The sequence below is a fragment of the uncultured Clostridium sp. genome (assembly GCF_963515715.1).
Classification (GTDB): domain Bacteria; phylum Bacillota; class Clostridia; order Clostridiales; family Clostridiaceae; genus Clostridium_AW.
The window spans coordinates 1-18,074 of the sequence record NZ_CAUPZS010000045.1 but is presented as its reverse complement, the minus strand read 5'-3'; the positions used below and the strand labels follow the sequence as shown (position 1 = coordinate 18,074).

The 18,074-nt window shown below is 34.6% G+C and carries 25 protein-coding genes; 1 reads left to right on the top strand and 24 read right to left on the bottom strand.

Annotated elements, in window-relative coordinates; translation table 11 throughout:
- From RYO54_RS19435 to RYO54_RS19320, 24 genes are all read right to left on the bottom strand, one after another.
- On the bottom strand, nucleotides 1–538 hold a 538-nt coding region (locus RYO54_RS19435; RefSeq protein ID WP_315122347.1), incomplete at its 3' end, for a BppU family phage baseplate upper protein.
- 3 nt (nucleotides 539–541) lie between these two features.
- The gene (locus RYO54_RS19430) at nucleotides 542–754 is read right to left on the bottom strand and encodes a hypothetical protein (protein WP_315122346.1); all 213 of its coding nucleotides are present in this window, start codon (nucleotides 752–754) and stop codon (nucleotides 542–544) included.
- A gap of 17 nt (nucleotides 755–771) precedes the next feature.
- Nucleotides 772–1,824, bottom strand: coding sequence for a hypothetical protein (locus RYO54_RS19425; RefSeq protein ID WP_315122345.1), 1,053 nt, complete (start codon nucleotides 1,822–1,824; stop codon nucleotides 772–774).
- Nucleotides 1,825–1,886: 62 nt separating this feature from the next.
- On the bottom strand, nucleotides 1,887–3,650 hold the full coding sequence (locus RYO54_RS19420; protein ID WP_315122344.1) for a DNRLRE domain-containing protein: 1,764 nt from the start codon (nucleotides 3,648–3,650) through the stop codon (nucleotides 1,887–1,889).
- Nucleotides 3,651–5,792 (bottom strand): phage tail tape measure protein, encoded by a 2,142-nt coding sequence (locus tag RYO54_RS19415; protein ID WP_315122343.1) that lies wholly within the window; start codon nucleotides 5,790–5,792, stop codon nucleotides 3,651–3,653.
- Between the two features lie 3 nt (nucleotides 5,793–5,795).
- Nucleotides 5,796–5,936: a hypothetical protein gene (locus RYO54_RS19410; RefSeq protein ID WP_315122342.1), complete on the bottom strand. Its 141-nt coding sequence runs from the start codon at nucleotides 5,934–5,936 to the stop codon at nucleotides 5,796–5,798.
- Between the two features lie 41 nt (nucleotides 5,937–5,977).
- On the bottom strand, nucleotides 5,978–6,355 hold the full coding sequence (locus RYO54_RS19405; RefSeq protein ID WP_315122341.1) for a hypothetical protein: 378 nt from the start codon (nucleotides 6,353–6,355) through the stop codon (nucleotides 5,978–5,980).
- Between the two features lie 56 nt (nucleotides 6,356–6,411).
- Nucleotides 6,412–6,915, bottom strand: a complete 504-nt coding sequence (locus tag RYO54_RS19400; RefSeq protein ID WP_315122340.1) for a hypothetical protein — start codon at nucleotides 6,913–6,915, stop codon at nucleotides 6,412–6,414.
- A gap of 64 nt (nucleotides 6,916–6,979) precedes the next feature.
- A complete protein-coding gene (locus RYO54_RS19395) occupies nucleotides 6,980–7,564 on the bottom strand; it encodes a major tail protein (RefSeq protein WP_315122339.1) in 585 nt (194 codons plus the stop codon).
- Nucleotides 7,537–7,899: a hypothetical protein gene (locus tag RYO54_RS19390; protein WP_315122338.1), complete on the bottom strand. Its 363-nt coding sequence runs from the start codon at nucleotides 7,897–7,899 to the stop codon at nucleotides 7,537–7,539. The genes RYO54_RS19395 and RYO54_RS19390 overlap by 28 nt, the downstream gene beginning before the upstream one ends.
- Nucleotides 7,900–7,904: 5 nt before the next feature.
- Entirely contained in the window at nucleotides 7,905–8,315 is a 411-nt protein-coding gene (locus RYO54_RS19385) for an HK97-gp10 family putative phage morphogenesis protein (RefSeq protein WP_315122337.1), read from the bottom strand.
- 38 nt (nucleotides 8,316–8,353) lie between these two features.
- Nucleotides 8,354–8,755: a hypothetical protein gene (locus RYO54_RS19380; protein ID WP_315122336.1), complete on the bottom strand. Its 402-nt coding sequence runs from the start codon at nucleotides 8,753–8,755 to the stop codon at nucleotides 8,354–8,356.
- Nucleotides 8,752–9,072 (bottom strand): phage head closure protein, encoded by a 321-nt coding sequence (locus RYO54_RS19375; RefSeq protein ID WP_315122335.1) that lies wholly within the window; start codon nucleotides 9,070–9,072, stop codon nucleotides 8,752–8,754. The genes RYO54_RS19380 and RYO54_RS19375 overlap by 4 nt, the downstream gene beginning before the upstream one ends.
- A gap of 22 nt (nucleotides 9,073–9,094) precedes the next feature.
- Nucleotides 9,095–9,358: a head-tail connector protein gene (locus tag RYO54_RS19370; RefSeq protein ID WP_315122334.1), complete on the bottom strand. Its 264-nt coding sequence runs from the start codon at nucleotides 9,356–9,358 to the stop codon at nucleotides 9,095–9,097.
- A gap of 41 nt (nucleotides 9,359–9,399) precedes the next feature.
- On the bottom strand, nucleotides 9,400–10,569 hold the full coding sequence (locus tag RYO54_RS19365; RefSeq protein ID WP_315122333.1) for a phage major capsid protein: 1,170 nt from the start codon (nucleotides 10,567–10,569) through the stop codon (nucleotides 9,400–9,402).
- Nucleotides 10,570–11,325, bottom strand: a complete 756-nt coding sequence (locus RYO54_RS19360; RefSeq protein WP_315122332.1) for a head maturation protease, ClpP-related — start codon at nucleotides 11,323–11,325, stop codon at nucleotides 10,570–10,572.
- Nucleotides 11,325–12,554: a phage portal protein gene (locus RYO54_RS19355; protein ID WP_315122331.1), complete on the bottom strand. Its 1,230-nt coding sequence runs from the start codon at nucleotides 12,552–12,554 to the stop codon at nucleotides 11,325–11,327. The genes RYO54_RS19360 and RYO54_RS19355 overlap by 1 nt, the downstream gene beginning before the upstream one ends.
- A gap of 184 nt (nucleotides 12,555–12,738) precedes the next feature.
- The gene (locus tag RYO54_RS19350; protein WP_315122330.1) at nucleotides 12,739–14,418 is read right to left on the bottom strand and encodes a terminase TerL endonuclease subunit; all 1,680 of its coding nucleotides are present in this window, start codon (nucleotides 14,416–14,418) and stop codon (nucleotides 12,739–12,741) included.
- A 10-nt stretch (nucleotides 14,419–14,428) separates the two neighbouring features.
- Nucleotides 14,429–14,818: a P27 family phage terminase small subunit gene (locus tag RYO54_RS19345; RefSeq protein WP_315122329.1), complete on the bottom strand. Its 390-nt coding sequence runs from the start codon at nucleotides 14,816–14,818 to the stop codon at nucleotides 14,429–14,431.
- Nucleotides 14,819–14,909: 91 nt separating this feature from the next.
- A complete protein-coding gene (locus RYO54_RS19340; RefSeq protein WP_315122328.1) occupies nucleotides 14,910–15,344 on the bottom strand; it encodes an HNH endonuclease in 435 nt (144 codons plus the stop codon).
- Between the two features lie 6 nt (nucleotides 15,345–15,350).
- Nucleotides 15,351–15,710: a hypothetical protein gene (locus RYO54_RS19335; RefSeq protein ID WP_315122327.1), complete on the bottom strand. Its 360-nt coding sequence runs from the start codon at nucleotides 15,708–15,710 to the stop codon at nucleotides 15,351–15,353.
- Nucleotides 15,707–16,000, bottom strand: a complete 294-nt coding sequence (locus RYO54_RS19330) for a hypothetical protein (RefSeq protein ID WP_315122326.1) — start codon at nucleotides 15,998–16,000, stop codon at nucleotides 15,707–15,709. The genes RYO54_RS19335 and RYO54_RS19330 overlap by 4 nt, the downstream gene beginning before the upstream one ends.
- 102 nt (nucleotides 16,001–16,102) lie before the next feature.
- Complete coding sequence (locus RYO54_RS19325; RefSeq protein WP_315122325.1) at nucleotides 16,103–16,720, bottom strand: hypothetical protein; 618 nt, start codon at nucleotides 16,718–16,720, stop codon at nucleotides 16,103–16,105.
- A gap of 257 nt (nucleotides 16,721–16,977) precedes the next feature.
- Nucleotides 16,978–17,295 (bottom strand): hypothetical protein, encoded by a 318-nt coding sequence (locus tag RYO54_RS19320; protein ID WP_315122324.1) that lies wholly within the window; start codon nucleotides 17,293–17,295, stop codon nucleotides 16,978–16,980.
- 230 nt (nucleotides 17,296–17,525) lie between these two features.
- Between RYO54_RS19320 and RYO54_RS19315 the strand changes: the two genes are divergently transcribed.
- Nucleotides 17,526–17,888 (top strand): helix-turn-helix transcriptional regulator, encoded by a 363-nt coding sequence (locus RYO54_RS19315; protein ID WP_315122323.1) that lies wholly within the window; start codon nucleotides 17,526–17,528, stop codon nucleotides 17,886–17,888.
- Nucleotides 17,889–18,074 lie beyond the last annotated feature (186 nt).

Genomic DNA, 18,074 nt, shown 5'->3' with positions numbered 1-18,074 from the left:
TTACTCTCTTGCCTTCTTCTGTTATACGACTATTCTCATTGGATTTTCTAGTGTTTTCGTTGCTGATTCGAGTATTTTCATTTGCTATCCTAGTACTTTCATTATTGGATGCATCTAATAATTTAGACAGCAAAGGCCACTCATTGCTAGACTTTATTGTATCATCCCCGAATATGGCTCTCTTCACAAAGAACTCGAATGATGTACTAGTTAATATTTTACTTCCTTCTAAAACTCTAACCTCTGCCCTTACTCTTCCAGGCGCAGCTATAGTATTGGTCTTAAGCTCACATTTAATTTTACCATTCGTAGCATCTGTTATAGTTATACCTAAACTTTTATCCTGTACCACAGTAGTTCCGTCACTCTTTGCAAAGGAAATTTCCACTGTAGTCCCCGTTAATGGATATGGCTCAAAGTCTTTTTTTAAAGCTATATTAAATATATTGGTGTCCGTATCTCCTTGGACTACTTCAATATATTCGTTCCTCTGTGCCCTTTTAATGTCTAGTATAATGTCAAATTCCTTTAATTCCATATTTTAAATCACCTTCCCTAAAACAACATAAGTACCAGATACACTAGCTAGTAGAACCCTATCTCCTTTTGTTGGAGAATAACTTCCTAATCTTTTATAAATCTTCTGGCTTTCCACCGCTTCACCGTCGAACTTTATTTTAAAATTGCTCCCAGACGCTATGGTAACCGTAGCCAGTTTAAATGCAAGCTCTTGCTCTTGTTGTGTTTCTTGCATAAAGCTAAATGCATCCATCATATTTGTATCACCTTCCTACATGTGTGTGACATAGTCCCACCAAGTTTTAAATCCATTTCCCAATTGGTCTCTACGTACTTGCTTGTAATACCAAACTTGTCATGGTGGATGAATAAGCAATCCATAAATGAATGATGGGGCATTAAGGCTGTTTGGAAGTTAAACTCCGAATAAATATCCGAGGTATTATAAGCCACTCTGCGGACATAATCATCTAAGGTGTTTTGGTCGGCTATATCGTTCACACTCTCAAAATGTACAATGTTCCTGCTCCTGTTTACTGTGCTTGTAATTGAATCCTTTGCGTCGTTTGTATACCTAGATACCAGAGGCTCTTTTTCTGGGTTGCTGGCTGTAATAACCCAAACATTTGGAACGTTAAACAAATCCAGTTCCTCGGAAGAATTATCCGAAAGAATGACACTTAAATCGTCATTCCTGTATACATACTCGGCTTTTCTAATTGTAGGAACTTGATAGGTCGCCGAGGTTAATGCTCCGTTATTGTCTACCCATATAGAAGTGTAATTAACTTCTTTGAGTAAACTATTTATAGCTTCTAACTTACTGGTTCCAATCTCGAACTCTTTATCCATTTCTGTTGTTAGCTCTGAACTAGGAATATTTATCTTCCATATACCCGCTGTGTTTATAATATCAATAATTGCTTTTACGTAGTTTTGACCTTTGTAAATTATATATCTTGTCGTAAACTTATCTTCCTTTAGTGTCATTGTGGAGTCATACCCCTCGGCATCTCGATAGAAATAATTGCCTTTCTTAATCTTCTTAGGTGTAGAAATTAAAAAAATGCCCAAAGGGTATTCTAGCCAATCCCCGTTTGGCATCTTTAACATAAAATATGGTTTAATTCTGTCGTTAAGAAAATCTATTTCTTTGGATTCATTTTCTCTGAAATCCAAAGAGCATGTTCGCTTTATTTCTGCTTGGCTATTGAAAGTTATCCGCCCCTCTGTTGCATAATCCAATTGTCCTATCTTTATTTCATGACGGTTGAGTAGATCATATCTGAACTTAACCTCTCTCATGGAGTTTTTGGAGTGGAGTATATTTATTATTTCTTCTCTTGTATATCCTTTCTGCTCTAGTTCTAATATAGTACCCCCTCCTTATAGTCCGATTTACTAATACTAAATGATACGACATATCCAAAACTCTTAAAACTTGCATTATAACCTGTTACTACTCCATAGATAACCATTCCGTTGTTTGCTCTGTAGGCCATAATATCTTTCTTGCTTATAAGTTCCTCTAATTTATATACATCTTCTATCTTTTTTAGATAAGTTGATATGTTCTGGCTAAAACTTTTAAACTCGCTAAGCTCGAAAGTAGGGTACTCTCTACCATCAAAAGTCATTTCGCTACTTCTAATCACAAAGCTAAATGGTTGCTCTGGGTCTGAATCCAGTGTATATTTAAGGTTTAAAAAATCTCCTGGATTACTTATAGTAGCTAGTGTATTACCCGGGAAGTTCAGTTCTATAGTTTTTACTTTGCTGTCATTAAAAGCATTGTCATTCTTTACACTTCTAACAAAGTATTTGTAAGCCTTTTTATTGCCTAAAGTATAGTCTTTAAAATAATTAGATGTTGTTTTCCCTATACATATATAATCCTCACTATTGTATAAAGCCCTATAAACAAGTAAATAGTCTGCATTGTACTCCACTTCTAATATTGCTCCGTAGCCATCCGTAGATAAGTGGAAAGTTGGTTGTAATGGCTTTACTGTTTGGATAACAAAATCTGTAGTTCCCCAATCCGAGAATAAGCTATATTGGTTCCCTATTCGAACCATTACTACGTAAGACCCATCCTCCAAGAAGTCCGGAATCTGGTAGGAAGTATTGAGTGCATCAGCTACATAACCACTGTCATGTATAATTTCATCACTTTTAACTATTTGAACCTGGTATATTTCCTGTCCTACTGCTGACCATGTAATAAGTGGCTTAGGGTTATTGGTCACTGTTATTGATGTTGGAGTTGATGGAAGTCCAACTGTATAGAAAACCGCTGTATCGCTCCAAGGTGAAGCTTCGTCATATTCGTTGAAGGTTTGCACCTTCCACATGATAGTACCCGCCGGGAACGTGCCTATAGGTATGTCATGATATTGTCTATTGGTAGTTTTCTCTGCTGTAGTCCATGTAGCTCCGCCGTTTACGCTGTATTGTAGTTTATACGCCTTTTGGTCGCCTGCAACATTCATGCTAAAATTCCAACTTAACCTTACTTGGGTATCTTTACTAACATATTGGCCATTTGGGTACAGCCTATCCGGTCGGTTCGGAGGCACATCTTCGTAACGCACCACCAGGTAAGGATGCTTACCGCTAGAATTTTCCCTAGAGTGAAATACTGCAACACTTCCACATCTATAAGGATAAAGTCCCATCCAGAACCAAGACCTCTCGCCTGCTTCATAACCTGCCGATACAGGTATGGTACTCGAGAAAGAATACCATGCCTGTGTTGCTGTAGACATATTAACCATGCTATCCCTAGAATCCAAACGGAAGTCCGGGGCCACATCATTGTAAGTAGTTTGGTTTTCTTTAGGCTTTGTAGTTGGGAAGAACCTTCCTGCTTGGATTTGACAGTATTCTGGCCCTGTGGAGTTTTCGTTCCACAGGTATAGCCTAGCGTATGTGACTTTCTTCCTGTAAGGGATTACGGATAAATCGAAATTGAAATAAGAAGCAAAGGCTGCGTCGTCGCCACCCTCCTTGGGTTCATTCGCATATCCCCCAGTCGGCAAGGTGTTTTGACTGCCTCCGTTGTAGTCGGGTGAATCCCTATCCACGAATAAATCCGCTTTGACTTGTAGAGTAATTTCATGTATCGCCATTTAATACACCACCCCCGCTCTCTTAGTTTGCTTTAATTCGTTGAATAATTTTACTACATCGGCCATACTCTGCAGGTCGGAAGCATTAACATTAACTGTTATATATTGATCTCCACTACCAGAACTATTGCTAGTTGCATTTGGATTATACGGATTTTCCTCTGCTCGCTGAACTCTTTCGCCCCTATGGAGTTCTGCCACATAGCCATCAAAAGGAACGTAATCTAAGCCACTTTTATGGCTACCATCTACAGTTGCGTAACTTGGCATTTTTGACGCACTGTTAACGCTATTATTAACACTCGTACTTACCTTTCCTATATCTGCGGTTATCTTAGAAAGTTCCCCGGACTTTCCTGTTATTGCGGCAAATAAAGTTAGTAGGACTGTTAATGCTGCTACGATGGAAAGAATTATAGCTAATATTTTTAATAACGGAGAATTTAAGCCTTTTATTACGCTGCCAAATGTTGTAACTGCACCGCTAACACCCTTAAACATTCCCCCTATACTATCTAACTTTGTCAAAAGCGTTCCAAGCAAAGTTAATATAGGGCCTATAATTGCTAATAGTATGCCTGCTATAACCACAACTTTTCGTATTGGCTCTGGTAACTTAGAGAATATATCAAATACAACTGCCAAGATATTTACAAATGGAGTTAATATCTCCAGTATATCTAATATTACAGGAGCAATACTAGCGCCAAGAGTTATTCCAATATCTTTCAGATTGTTTTTAAATACCTCCATTTTACTTGTAAAGGTTGCGTATCTTTCTGCTGCACCTTTTGTTAAAGCTTCATTCTTCTCCCATTCTTCTGTTCCTTTTGCTATAGAATCACTGAACAGGTCTCCGGCAGTTGCAGCTCTAAGCAACGCATCCCTCATTCTTACCTCTGTAATACCAATTTCGTCTAAAGTTCCTATAGTAGACTTACCCTTAGACTGCATATCGCCAAGACCTTCAATAAATGCGACAATTGCTCCTGCCGCATCCGCTTTAAATGTACGCTTAAACTCTGCACTAGACATACCAGCTACTTTAGCAAAGTTTCTTAAATCTTTGCCGCCCTTTTCTGTTGCTAATTGCATGTTTATCATTAGTTTTGAAAAAGCAGAACCTCCTGCCTCTGCTTCTATACCAACACTTGATAATGCCCCGGAAAATCCTAGTATTTCTGCTTCGGACATTCCGACTTGCTTTCCCGCACCGGCTAGCCTAAGCCCCATATCTACAATGCTTTTGGCTGTCGTTGCTAGGCTTGTATCTAACTTAAAAATTGTGCTTCCCAATCTATCAAAATCTTCTTGCGACATTTTAGTTATATTTGCAAATTGTGCAAGGGCTGTTGCTGCTTCATTCGCCGATAAATTGGTGGTATTGCCTAGGTTTATCATTACCTCACTGAACCCTAATATGGCATCTGTTTGTATTCCTAGTTGTCCGGCAGTTTCTGCGACTTCCGCTATATCTTCTGCGGCAGTTGGCATGTCCTTGGCCATATCTCTTATGCCTTTTTCTAATTCTTTGAACTGTTCTTCTGTTGCAGTTACTGTTTTTCTAACACCTGCAAAAGCATATTCGAAGTCTTCATATGCACCTAGGCTTGTTTTGCCTAATGCTGCAAGTGGTAAAGTTATTGCTGCTGTCATTGTCATTCCTAAGGTCTGCATACCCCTGCCTAGTTCCTCTAAATCTGCCCCGGCATCTTTTATTCTGCCAGAAAAATCATCTATATTTTTTGCCACATCATCAAAGATAGTTCCATTGTCTTTCAGTTTGCCATTTACATTCTCTAATTCAGATTTTAATCTTTCCAACTGGGTTTCTGCATTTTTATACTTTATACGGGACTCGTCTGTTTTTTTGCTGTTGTCACCAAGGCTTTTTGCATTTTCCTCATATTTCTTTTTAAGCAACTCAACCTTCTGCGCCTGTAATAGAACCTTTTGGCTTAGTTGCTCTCCTTTTAGTCCAAGTTGATCCATGTTAGTTCCAAAGACTTTAGTTTTTTCTGACGCATTTCTAAACTCCGCATCTAACACTCTAATCTGCCTATTTGCTTCCGTAATCCCGCCTTTAAATTCACTATAGTCTAGTCCTAGGGTGATTACTTTTCTATGTCCTCTACTCGCCATCTATTACCACCCCTCTATATCTCTCATACTTGTTACAAGAGTTTCTTCTTTCTGCTTTCCTTGTAGTAAGTTTATATGAATATTTATTAGTTCTAGTATCTTTGCAAGTGAGCTATTCCAAAAGCTTTCTTCACTCATTTTCATGTGAACACAATAAATATAAAAGAGATTGCTCCAATCTATTTCTATTTCTGGAACATCTCCTTCAACAAAGTTTTTTTTAGTTCTTCCGCATCTTTGCTAGTGGTTACATGTTCTTTATTGATATTTTTTGCAAACTCTCCAATGAGTTCCATTATTACATCAAAGGGCATTTTTGCTGTTAATGCCTTAACTTCTTCAAATGTTATATCTTCATCGCACACTTTCATACCTGCGTACACAACCTTAGATCCTACTTCATAAGGATGGCTGTGTATCTTCGCCATAACTTTAAACACACCTTCAAATTCTTCATCCATAACAGCTACTGACCTAGAGTTAAAGAGTATTTCTTTAACTGTTTTGTCCGCAAATTCAAGTTCTATTTTTTCAACATCTTTCATAACTATTCTTTTAGCCATATTTACCTCCAAATAAAAAACACCCTAACTTCTGTTAGAGTGTTAAATTTATATTTTTATTTACTTAATGCCCCTATTTTCTTTATGCTTTCATGGTCTTTCTTTACCTTGCTCATGAAATTTTCCCAATTTACATTTTGCCGCTGCTCCTTTTTACTTGTGAACATACAATATTTTTTTAATGTATCATTGTCTTTATTATCCATGGTCTCAATATACCCTAGAACTACAATATCATCCACATCTATTTCTGAAACAGATGCACAAATCGATGTAACTTTCTGTGCAAATTTTTCTTTATAATGTTCTTCATCATAAATAGGTCTTATTGCTATCTGTACATTTAATCTACTAGGCATTTCCCCAGACCTTTCATAAAATTCTACTCCTAAAACATTTTTCTTCCCTTCTGCAATCTCGTTCATTCTTCGTTCTAGTGTCATAGGTCTATTATTCCATAAAACCATTATTAATGTACCTACAATTAAGAATCCAAAGAACAACATAGCGTACATACTATCCTTTTTCCCTTTGTCGACCTCTTTACTAGTGTTGCCCATAAAATCCCCTCCCTTACTTAAATTTTACATTTTCAAAGTCCCAAAGTAAAGGAGTAGACTCCATTTAACTTCCAATAGTTCCTGGAACGCTTTTGAACCATTTATCTTGCATATCTTTCGTAAATGTACTATCCGCACTATCTGCAAATCTTCTCATTTCTCCATCATATTCACGAGGTACAAACTCAATCGTAATTGAGTCCGTTGAGAAGTTTATATTTTCGGTCTGCTGTTGAACAGTTGACGCATATGGTTGCGGTCTACCTTTTAATAACCAAATGTATTCGGCAGTATTGTCTGTCTGTTCCACCAAGTACCCTAGTGCTATTTCCTTAGGCTCATCACCAAGCTTATCAATCGCAACTCCTTCTTCGTATGTTATTCCTAATATTTCTGTTCGTGTATCTATGTTTAGTTTATTTATATCTACAACAGCTGTAAGACCAGTTAATCTGGTTATAACTGCCTGTTTCGCTCCATCGCCATGTATTGTTCCGCTTGCTAACCCTGGCGTGCATTGTATTTGCATAGCTTTAGCAAATAGTTTTATTGGCCCATAAGTTACGCCAGTTAAGTCGTCTTTTTGCAAAACTGCGTATACCATATTTTTTACATTTATCCTTACTGTTTTCTTAATATCTGTTGGCATTCCATTACCTCACTTTCATAATAATAGTTAAATACAAGTGTTTTGTGGTATATATTCACATCTGCTTCGAAACTATCAAATCCATTAGCAAATAGAAATCCATTTGATTTCATTATTTTTCTTACATTCTTTTTTAAATCTGTATAGTTGTCCTTACTCCAAATATCAATTTGACAAGAAGTCATGGAAAGTGTTTCTTGTCCTTCTCCGAATAACTCTCCACTTTCGTCAAAAAAATGATAAGTTATACCCGGAAGAGTAGTCGGTCTTAATTGCCATAGGATGGGAACATTTAAAGGACTTAGAGTGTTATATACTAAATTTATTAAATCCATATTATCTACCCTAACTCTTTCAGCATTTGTTCTATAGCATTGTCAAAAATACTATCAACCTCGGTTTCTGTTTCAGAAACAGAAATATCCATGAAGTGAGTTGCATTATTTTTTGAGTATGTCCCATCGTTCAACAAGTGCCATTTTGCACCTGTCTTTTTGCCACCACCTACTGTCCTTATAATTGCTCCGTCCCTATCCTTTTTAGCATTACTTACCTTAACGTCGTCTTGCATATGCACGTAGTCTGGTAAATTACGAGTAGATCGCTTTAAGTTGTTCTTTACCGACTTAGCAACAGTTTCACAAGCCTTTTTTAATGTTTTACCTTCTAATTTCTCTGTACTTTTTCCTAGCTTTTCAAAATCAAGCCTTATTTCACTCAAAGCACCTTCATAGTCAAATTTGGCTCCCAATTTTATCACCTCATTAAAAATAGACACTCCATGAGTGTCTATATCTTGCTTATAGCCAATACTATTTTGTTGTTCGCGGGAGATATTTTAAATTTATATCCCCGACTTTCTGTTTTCTTGCCTTTTATAAAGCTGCCATTAAACATACCAAGCCTTGTAAGTATATTATTTCTCCACTCTCGATTTTGCTCTGTAAAAGTATCAATAGCTATTGAAATTACACTCAAAATATTTATTGTTTCTTGATTTGTTTTTCCTGCTGCTATTATAGTTATTCCTGTTAGCTTATTATCAACCTCGTAGGACACGCTTGATATATCTTCATTTATTTTTAACACTTTGCATCTATCTTCTGTTTCATTAATTTCTTTTATAATTAACTCTTTATTTAGTTTGCTTATGTTTATATTAAAGTTGTCTCTAAACTTATTTAGATTCATGCTGTTATTACCTCCTTGGCTAGTACAACTAACCATCTTTTTGTATTATCTAAAGGTGTTGGCGGGGCCACTATGTTATAAATACTATTATTGTACTTAACTATCATGTTTGTGTCTATATCTTTCCTGTATCTTATTATAAACCTTACTGTAGTTTCTGCATTATTTGCCTTTGCCTCCCAGAACTCCCTGCCCTTTAAATATTCAACCTTCGCCCAGACCTTAACATGATCCTCATATTGCGGTTCAAGTGGTTTGACTGGACCCTCATGGAGTTTGGTGGTTTGGAAGGTTATTCTGTCTTTCATTTCTTCCATTCTCAATTGTAACACCGCCCCCTTATTTGCAATATTTAAGCTGTGTAATTATAGAATCTAAGCTAAAACCAAACTTTGTGACTTGCTTTCCTATAACCTCCGGAGTTCTATTTTCATTCCATTGGTTAACTAAAATTTTTATAGCTAACCTATACAAAGGGTTTGTATAATCCTCTTTTACTCCGGCATTTTTTAAGTACATTTCTGCTCCTAGCTGTAGCTCTTTAATATCTTTATTTTCTTCATCATCTATTTTGCCATAACTCTTTATATCTTCTATATCCAACTTATCCCCTCCTAAAAATTAATAGAGGGGAGTTACCCCTCTTATTCAGCACTTACTGTTAAATCTACTTCTCCAACAACAACTGCTTTAGTATCTACTGGCTTTATATCTAATCTTTCTCTTGCTTTCATTGCCATTAAATCTTTATTCCAAGTACTATCGCTCTTATCGTTAAATTCTAGGTAAAGAGCTTCCCTATCAAATATAGTGATTCCTTCTTTTAAATCTCCGCAGTAAATAGGAGCCTTATTCGCAACTGTTGGTAACGTTTTGTTTGATACTTTAACTATAGGATACTTCCCGAACAATAACATTTTTGTAGATTGCGTTGGGTCTGGTTGAAGTATATATTTGCCTTTATCATCTTTCATTTTGTCAAAATGATTGAAAACATCTTGGTTCATGATAGCTATTGAAGTAAGTTCAAAAGCTGGATCTAACTCTACGTTAAATATATCCTTTAAATCGTCTAAAGTCTTAACTGGCTTTTTAGTGGTTCCAAATACTTCGTTTAAAATCTTTAAAATCAATGCATTTCTAGTAGCTTTACCCTTCTTACTTGTCCATTTTCTTATATAGACTATAATATTTTCTGCTGTATCTTGTAGCAATTCTCTTGAGAACTTAAGTATTCCACCTTTTTTCTTAACTTTGTAATCTATTTGAACAAATTCTGGGCCATCCATTTCCGGAAAGTCTGCTGCTTCTTCCACGTTATCAAATGGTGTGTAGTCTGCTTCTTTTTCAATTACTCTGGACCCACTTAAAGTTGTTACGGTTTCGATATTCACATAATTCTCCAAGGCGTCTGGATAGCTTCTTCTTAGTTCTTTAATTTTAGTTCTAATGTCTTGTGGCACTGTTAGCCCACCATCTTCCGGAACACCTTCCGTCATAGTTGTAGCATTAAGAATTTCTTTTTCTTCAGATGATACTTTCGCATATCCTCCTACTGATTTAACAGCATTTACGAATGAACTTTCCTTAGTTACTTTTGCTTCAGTATCAGTTACATCTAATGGAGAAATATCTTCAAGGTTATCTTCATCTTCAATCTCCTTTAAGGCTTCAATTTTAGCTTTGATGGTAGCTATTTCATTTGTAGCAGCATCAATTTCTTCTTTAGTAACACCTTCTTTATTTAATAATTCCTTTGCTGTATTTTGTTTATTTTGTAGTTTATTCAATAATTCTCTCATTTCTTTTGACATTTAAAATTCCTCCCTAAAATTAAAATAACTAGCTTCAACTTCTAGAGCTAGTTTTGCTTTTGCTAATTCTATTTGACTATTAATTTGATCTTTAAATTGATTCTCTTTGTCTACTTTATCTATTTCATTTGTAGTTTCTTGGATATTTGGGTTTTTAACTGTATTTCTTACTTTATTAATTACCTCTTGAGGTAACATTTCTGAATGATTGAAATTAGCTACCCATGGGCTCTCATTTTCAAACATAATTTCATCAATAAACCCTAGTTCTTTTGCTCTTTGGGCCGTTAGCCATGTTTCTTTATCCATTAAAGCAAGCAATTCTTCTTGAGTTTTGCCAGTTTTAATTCTATAAGCATTTGCTATTGTATCGTTTATTATCTTAAGAACATCAGCAGTATGCTCCATTTCCCTATAATCTCCTTCTGTATATGTGCTACAGTTGTGTATCATAATTTGAGCAGTAGGGCTCATTAATAATTTCTTAACTCCCATGGCTATAATACTTGCAGCGCTTGCAGCTAACCCTACTACCCTGCCTACAGTATTTCCTGTATAAGATTTTAGAGCTGTGTAAATTTCGGATGCTGCTGGCACACTTCCGCCACCAGAGTTTATTTCAATTTCTAAATCTTCACCGTTAGCTTTTTCTATTAGATCATTTACCTTTTGAGGGCTTGTAGCTTCAATGTCAAACCAATCATAAATCCATTGTTGGCTACTTGGGATTATTGGCCCTTTTATATTTATTTTCACTAATTACTATCTCCTTTCTTATATGCTGCTCCTACTTTAGTAATAGGTACCATGTTACCATTTACCAATAATACATTTCCACCTTCGACCGACTCCATCTCCTCCCTGGCTCTAACTTCATTCGGCTGTAAAAATCCTCCTTGAACACCAATTCTATAAGCTTCATATCTAGTTTTAATATCTGCTCTAGTTATTGCATCTACATTAAATTTGCAATAGTAACCTTCTTCAAGTTCACTGTTAAGTAGTAGTTTATATGTTAACTCCTGCTCATACATAGTTAAAATGGCCATTAGGGTGTCTATGTAAAATTGCCTTTGTTGTTCTGTAATATTGCTGTAAGTCGACCTTTCAAGGTTATTTAATTGGTGCATTTTAATCCCAAATGCGGATGATATTTGCCTAATTGTTAACTCAGTGTTTTCTAAAAATTGCGCATCAGCCATAGACAATGATATTGGTTGGAATTGATAACCTAAAGGCAATAAAGAGATTCTATGCGCATTTTTAAGTCCGTTTGACATTTGTTCAAATTTATTTCTGAACGTTTCTTCTGCATCTCTGTTTAAATCTCCAACATACTGAACGATTCCTTTGGTTTGCATACCGTTTTGGAAAAATTTATTTATATATTCCTCTGACGCTTTACCGTTTTCGATTAAGGTTTTTAGATAGGTAAGTGGTGTAATTCCGCTGATTCCATCTAGTGTGAACCCTTTAAAATGAAGTATCTCATCGGATTTTAGTTTTGTTTTTTCTCCATTTGGCAGATTAACTATATACCAGAGTTTATTTTTGGTATTCAGTAACCCTTTATCATCAATCCATATTTCAACTGTTGATGAATCTATTGGCCATAACGCTTTTATTCTTCCATATCTGTCATACTCAACACTTGCGAAACTATTTCCATGTATATTTCTTTGAGCTTCTAAACAATTAAAAAAGTTAAATGAAGTCATGTATGGATTGGGTCTATTTTTTATAATCGTGTAAAGAGGGTGATTACTGGCTTTTTTGATGCCATTCACATCTTGATAAATTTTTATTGGCAGTTTAGCCACTGATTCGGATAAGATTCTAATACAAGCAAATACAGTGGCTTCTTTTAAGGCATTTTTACCTTTTACATTAACAGCTCCTACTTCAATTCCTAACCACTTCAACAGCTCTTCATCTTCTAATGAAACTATTTTTCTTTCATTGCTAATGCTATTTCTAAATATCAACTATTGTCACCTCTCTCCTTTGGTGGGTTTCTTGTAAAAAATATCCCTAACCCAAACAGTATTGATCCTAAAACATACATTCCTATAATTTTTGACAATAAAAAAGTAGCTATGATTATTAATAACAAGCCACTAAATATCAAAATATCTTCTACATATTTGACCACGTATTTAATTATTAAAATCACCCCCACAGTTTATTCAGTGTTTCCTCTGTTGAATAATTGTTTATATCAAATATAACTTCTCCTCTTGCAAATATACTTCTTGATAATCCCATGAGCATAGCAATTATTCCATCTATCTTGTTTTTAGCTTTAGATTTATCATATTTAATATTTCCTGCTGGGTCTTCAGTAGCAACAACATTTCTAGCCATCCAAGTTAAAACTTCATTATTCGCTATTATTAATCTTCCATCTAATAGTAAAATTTCTAAGTCTCTTATAACTGGAGACATGGATTTATAACCTTGACCAAATGGGAATACTGTATATTTCTTTTCTAATCTACTTCTAACATCACCACTTCCCCATCTATCAAATGCTATCTCTTCTATGTTAATTTGGTAAGTATTCACTATATGATCTATGGTATTAAATAACTCTTCATTATCTACATAATATCCGTTTAATCCTATTAATTGCTTATCTTTTACCCATGTATCGTATCTAACACCATCTCTTTCAGACCTTTCGAACAATGTTTCTTTTGGTGTAAACAATAAAGGGTATACTATATACTTATCTCTATCACTGTCATAGAATGTCATTACAAAAGCTATAATATCCTGTATATAGGCCATGTCTAAACCACACCAGGCGGTTTTCCCTCTTAAATCTTCTAAATCTATATCTTGTATGCAAGATTTCCAACGTTTCATGTCTATAGCATTTTCGCCGTCCAGAGCCACGTGCTGATTTAGGTATAACCTTCTTGCTTTAGGTTCCAATGTTTTAATACTACTAGCTTTTTTCATGAAGTCTTTTATATCCACATACTTTCTAAAGATTGATAATGCCGGATTTGATTTATACCACTGTTCTTCATCCATTAAATTGCAATCTTTATCCGCTTCATAAATAGCCGAATAAAAGGCATCGTCCTCAACTTCTCCATTTTCTATATTTTTAGCATAGTTATACATTTGCATTTCCAAGTTATGAGGATCTTCTCCACTACTTGCGGTTGTAGTCATGAAAAGTAAAGGTTCATCCCACAACCCCATACCGGTTCTTAGTTTTGTGTAGGCATCATCATTTTTATACTCATGAACTTCATCAAGTATTACTACATAGGATGCGTACGAATCCAGGTTAGCTCCATCATTGGCTAATACCCTCAAATAGCTATTTGTAGCTTTTCTATACATTTGCCTTTGGGATTCTGTTATTTTTACATGTTTCTTTAATGTCGAGTTATTCTCAATCATTAATTTCATTGTATTAAACAGATTCGTGGCTTGTTTTTTATCATTGGCCACAATTATATATTCTGCTCCAAATGTTGGGTCTGTAAAGTATAAATATACTCCTATCCATGACACTAAAGAGCCTTTTCCATTCTTCCTAGGTATATCTAGTAGTGCCTCTCTATGTTTTCTTAATTTAGTTTTTTTATCTTTTACACATAATATTTCAGATGTATGGATAAATTGAAACTTCAAAGGTTGTATCTTTTGACCTTTCTTGCCTTTATCTAACTCTAATTTAGTTATAAACTTATAAAACTTTTTAGCTTCATCTACATCATAAAAATATTTTTCAGATTCCCATTTTTCTTTTAACTCTTTCATTAATTCGTCTAAGCTATATTGCGTTTGATCTTTTATATGCTTTTCTATATACTTTTCTTTTAAACACATATTATCAACTCTAAGTTATTATCATAGCTACCATTTCTGGATCATCTGTATTTTGCAGCACATATTCCTTTAGCTTAGACCTTTCTCTGGGTGTGAGGGCAAATTCCCTAATATAACTTAACATATTGGCCATGGCATTATTAGCAATAGAGATTTCAGGAATCTGCTGTCTATATCCACTATCAGTTTTAAATGTTAATGCTTTAAATTTCTTTATTTCTTTTTCTGCCTGTATCCATCTTTGATAATTCATACATAAAGCTAGCAAAGCTATTTCATCCCCAGCTTTCCATTTCCCTTCTTCTATCAGCATTTCAGCTATAGAATAATATTTCTCTTTACCTGCTTTTAGTAAAATACTTGGTGGATTTGGTATTTCAATTTTATTTTCATCAGCCATTTAACCCCCCCCTCCCTAAAAATTGCAAAATTTCTCACACGAGATTCGGTACACGGTCTTTTGATTAGGTAAAAAACATTTCCTACTCCCCCTACCCCATCTCTTGCTCCCATCTCTTCAATAGATCGAACAATAATCTCTGCGTGCCTTCCTTATCTCTCCTGTACATTCCATCAATAACATTGTGTCTAACTCCTGTTAGAGGAAACAAATTAGTTATATCCTTTCTTCTATTCCAGCCCTCCTCTAACTCCACAATGTGATGCACTGTATCAGCATACTCAATCTTATCTAAAATAAAAAAAGCATAAAGATCTAATCCTTTATACTTAGCTAACACATACGCTCTAGTTTTTAACCACTCTGGACTATTATAGAAGTCCCTGCTTTTCTTATTCCTTTTATGTTTATCATAGTATCTATTCTTATCAGCTTTATCTTTTGCATATCTTTCTTTACATGCTTCGCAGTATCTTGTCCCTTGTGGTATAACCTTACCACACCTACATAGTTTCATTAGTGCCATATTCTTTTATTCACCCACACCAACTCTTTTACTTTGCTTAAGAGCATCAAAGGTCTTCATTAGTTCATTAGGTATCCCAAAAACCTCGTACATTTCTTTTCTGATTCTATCCAAGTCCTTTTGGAATTGCTCATCATCTATGTTTACTTTAATCGTAATATCTTTTCCTTTTGTATATTCTTTACCATATATTTCTTCTTGTATCATCTTTACTATATCAGCATTTGTTAACTCTCCATCTTCACAACTTCTTTTTAGTGTGTATCTTCCCTGTATACCAGTACCCTTAATAGTGAACTCAATAAAGTAAGTACCAACCCCATCACCCCAAAGTATTGCTATTTCTCCAAGTATTATCTCTTTCATTCTTTAACCCCCAATACCATTTCCTCAAAACCTTTTACACTAAAGAAGTGTAAGTTATCACCTTTGCCTACTGCTATAACAAAGTTATAACCTTTTCTTGTTCTGTCCCATGTTCTTTCCATATGTTTAATTGATTCCCTGTCTATATTAGGTGCTTTTAAATAAACATTGAAGAAATGCCTCCTGTAATCTTCTTTGGTAAATATTCTATAGTCTGGTTCATTCGTCTCTTTTACTATTAATGGTTGTTCCTCTTTAGTTTTTGTTGCCTTTTCTTTTAACCTAAACATACTTATCCCTCCAAATAAAAAAGACACTTCATGAGTGCCTCATATTTTTATACTATTTGTTTTTATGCATTAAAAAAGAGCCTTGTCATGAGGCTCTAATTCTCAAATATTAAATTCTTCAAGATTCATATTTCGATATTTATAATCTAGCTTCAATTTTTTTATCGTATTCTCATATCCATTTACTACTTCTTTAAAAAGTTTGTATTCAACTTCTACTTTTTTTCGTGTAGCCTTTTCCCATTCTTCAGAGCCTTCCTTTAGTTTTTCTTCAAGATTAACCAATATTCCATATGCATTAATTAATATAAGCAAATTTGGTGTTGCGAGACCTTTATTGGTGTCATTTATTATATCTAAAAGATGCTTTCTATCCAAAATATTTTCTTCGGAAGTCTCCTTGCTAATTGCTCCCCCCGTCAAATCTTGTTTAGTATTTTTCACTTGAAATGTCAAAGTTAAAATCGGAAAGTTTTTTATATCTTTATCAGGCGTGTATAAATTTCTAATTGTCTCTTGCTTGACTAAACAACTATATAGTGGGGCGTATACTTCATTTAGCCTCTTAATATAAAGTTCTCTATTTCTTTCATAAAAATATTTTTTAGCTGCAAATATACCTACAATTAAAGTTCCTAAAGAGGATATAGCTTTTAATCTTTCAGCTTCGGTTATATAAATAAAGAGATTATATATAATATTGAATATATCACAGAACATTGTTCACCCCTCCTTCTGACATAGAAACTTCTACACGAAAAGAGGTAATCCTTCACCATTCGCTCGATTATTTATTATGTTTTACGACACAACCACTATATATAGTATTTATTATTAACATTATGCGCATTATGTTGTGGACAACTTATTTCTGCCTAATAGCTCCACCTTTGCTCCGATAATAACTATCATGTTTCATAAGCTGCATTACTTCCTCGAATGAGAGGCTCCTCTCTTTCTTAGGTTTCTTTTTCTTCTTATGTTCCCTTATCTGTTTGTACTCTCTTGGCTGGTTCTCTCTTAGTATTTGACCTATCTTCATTCCTCTCACCTGCCTTCCATTTAAAACAGTGCTTGGCGCAACTTTCAATATCTATCTTGTAGCCTATGTAATTTGTACAGAAGCCATTTTCGCTTTTTCTAAATTCATTACAGTACACCTTATCTTTGGGTAGTTCTTTTTCAACCTTCTTTGTCTTATCTTCTTTATCCATATTTTTAAAAACTTTGTCTAAATGCTCTTTTAATTCCAAAGTTATCTTCCTTTCTAAAATAAAAAAGCAGCTAGTTTTCACACTAACTGCTTTTTAGGTAGGTTATCATTTATTCTTTACATTAGCTATCTATAGTGTAGTCCCTGCTATAGATGCCTATATTAATATACTAACACATAACTTTTATAATTTTGTCCCAACTTTGTCCCATTTTTGTCCCAAGTTTTAATGCAAATTTATATATTTTCTTATTTAATTCCTAAAATATATAGTATAATAGAAATTATTGTACATAAATATGAGGTGAAAATATGGATATAGGGGATTTAATTAAAACTAAAAGAATAGAAAAGAATATAAGTCAAGACCAGTTGGCACAACTTATTGATACTACCCAAAGGTCAGTTTCTAATTGGGAATCAAGCCAAAACGAACCTAGCGCAGCGTATATACCAAAACTATCTACTACTTTGGATATTCCTTTAGAAGATTTGACAGCTACACCAGAATTGTATGCTGATTTTGTATGTAAAAAAGATAATGATATAATAAGATTAATTGATGTATTATACGAGGTTGGACTAATTACATCAGATTCTATAGATGACGATTGTACAGCTGTTATCATAAAACTAGTGAAAAAATATTTAAAAGAAAAAGAAAGCAGGGATTAATCCTGCTTTTTATCTTCTTAGCATGTTAAAGTTGTTAACTTATAACACTACACCATTGAGCTATATCCTCCACCAATTCCTCTCTCTTTCTATAGGCTGTGCTTCTAGCTCCTCCATACATTTCTTCTGCTATCCATTCTATAGATTTTCCTTCTCCATATTTCCACTCTATAAATCTTTTATTCT

Coding starts and splice junctions, on each gene's coding strand:
- RYO54_RS19405 (WP_315122341.1), bottom strand. CDS start 6,355: ATGGCTAAAAGAATAGTTATGAAAGATGTTGAAAAAATAGAACTTGAA.
- RYO54_RS19395 (WP_315122339.1), bottom strand. CDS start 7,564: ATGCCAACAGATATTAAGAAAACAGTAAGGATAAATGTAAAAAATATG.
- RYO54_RS19400 (WP_315122340.1), bottom strand. CDS start 6,915: ATGGGCAACACTAGTAAAGAGGTCGACAAAGGGAAAAAGGATAGTATG.
- RYO54_RS19380 (WP_315122336.1), bottom strand. CDS start 8,755: ATGAATCTAAATAAGTTTAGAGACAACTTTAATATAAACATAAGCAAA.
- RYO54_RS19410 (WP_315122342.1), bottom strand. CDS start 5,936: ATGAAAATGAGTGAAGAAAGCTTTTGGAATAGCTCACTTGCAAAGATA.
- RYO54_RS19340 (WP_315122328.1), bottom strand. CDS start 15,344: ATGGCACTAATGAAACTATGTAGGTGTGGTAAGGTTATACCACAAGGG.
- RYO54_RS19345 (WP_315122329.1), bottom strand. CDS start 14,818: ATGGCTGATGAAAATAAAATTGAAATACCAAATCCACCAAGTATTTTA.
- RYO54_RS19350 (WP_315122330.1), bottom strand. CDS start 14,418: ATGTGTTTAAAAGAAAAGTATATAGAAAAGCATATAAAAGATCAAACG.
- RYO54_RS19425 (WP_315122345.1), bottom strand. CDS start 1,824: ATGAGAGAGGTTAAGTTCAGATATGATCTACTCAACCGTCATGAAATA.
- RYO54_RS19365 (WP_315122333.1), bottom strand. CDS start 10,569: ATGTCAAAAGAAATGAGAGAATTATTGAATAAACTACAAAATAAACAA.
- RYO54_RS19330 (WP_315122326.1), bottom strand. CDS start 16,000: ATGTTTAGGTTAAAAGAAAAGGCAACAAAAACTAAAGAGGAACAACCA.
- RYO54_RS19415 (WP_315122343.1), bottom strand. CDS start 5,792: ATGGCGAGTAGAGGACATAGAAAAGTAATCACCCTAGGACTAGACTAT.
- RYO54_RS19430 (WP_315122346.1), bottom strand. CDS start 754: ATGCAAGAAACACAACAAGAGCAAGAGCTTGCATTTAAACTGGCTACG.
- RYO54_RS19420 (WP_315122344.1), bottom strand. CDS start 3,650: ATGGCGATACATGAAATTACTCTACAAGTCAAAGCGGATTTATTCGTG.
- RYO54_RS19335 (WP_315122327.1), bottom strand. CDS start 15,710: ATGAAAGAGATAATACTTGGAGAAATAGCAATACTTTGGGGTGATGGG.
- RYO54_RS19325 (WP_315122325.1), bottom strand. CDS start 16,720: ATGTTCTGTGATATATTCAATATTATATATAATCTCTTTATTTATATA.
- RYO54_RS19315 (WP_315122323.1), top strand. CDS start 17,526: ATGGATATAGGGGATTTAATTAAAACTAAAAGAATAGAAAAGAATATA.
- RYO54_RS19375 (WP_315122335.1), bottom strand. CDS start 9,072: ATGGAAGAAATGAAAGACAGAATAACCTTCCAAACCACCAAACTCCAT.
- RYO54_RS19390 (WP_315122338.1), bottom strand. CDS start 7,899: ATGGATTTAATAAATTTAGTATATAACACTCTAAGTCCTTTAAATGTT.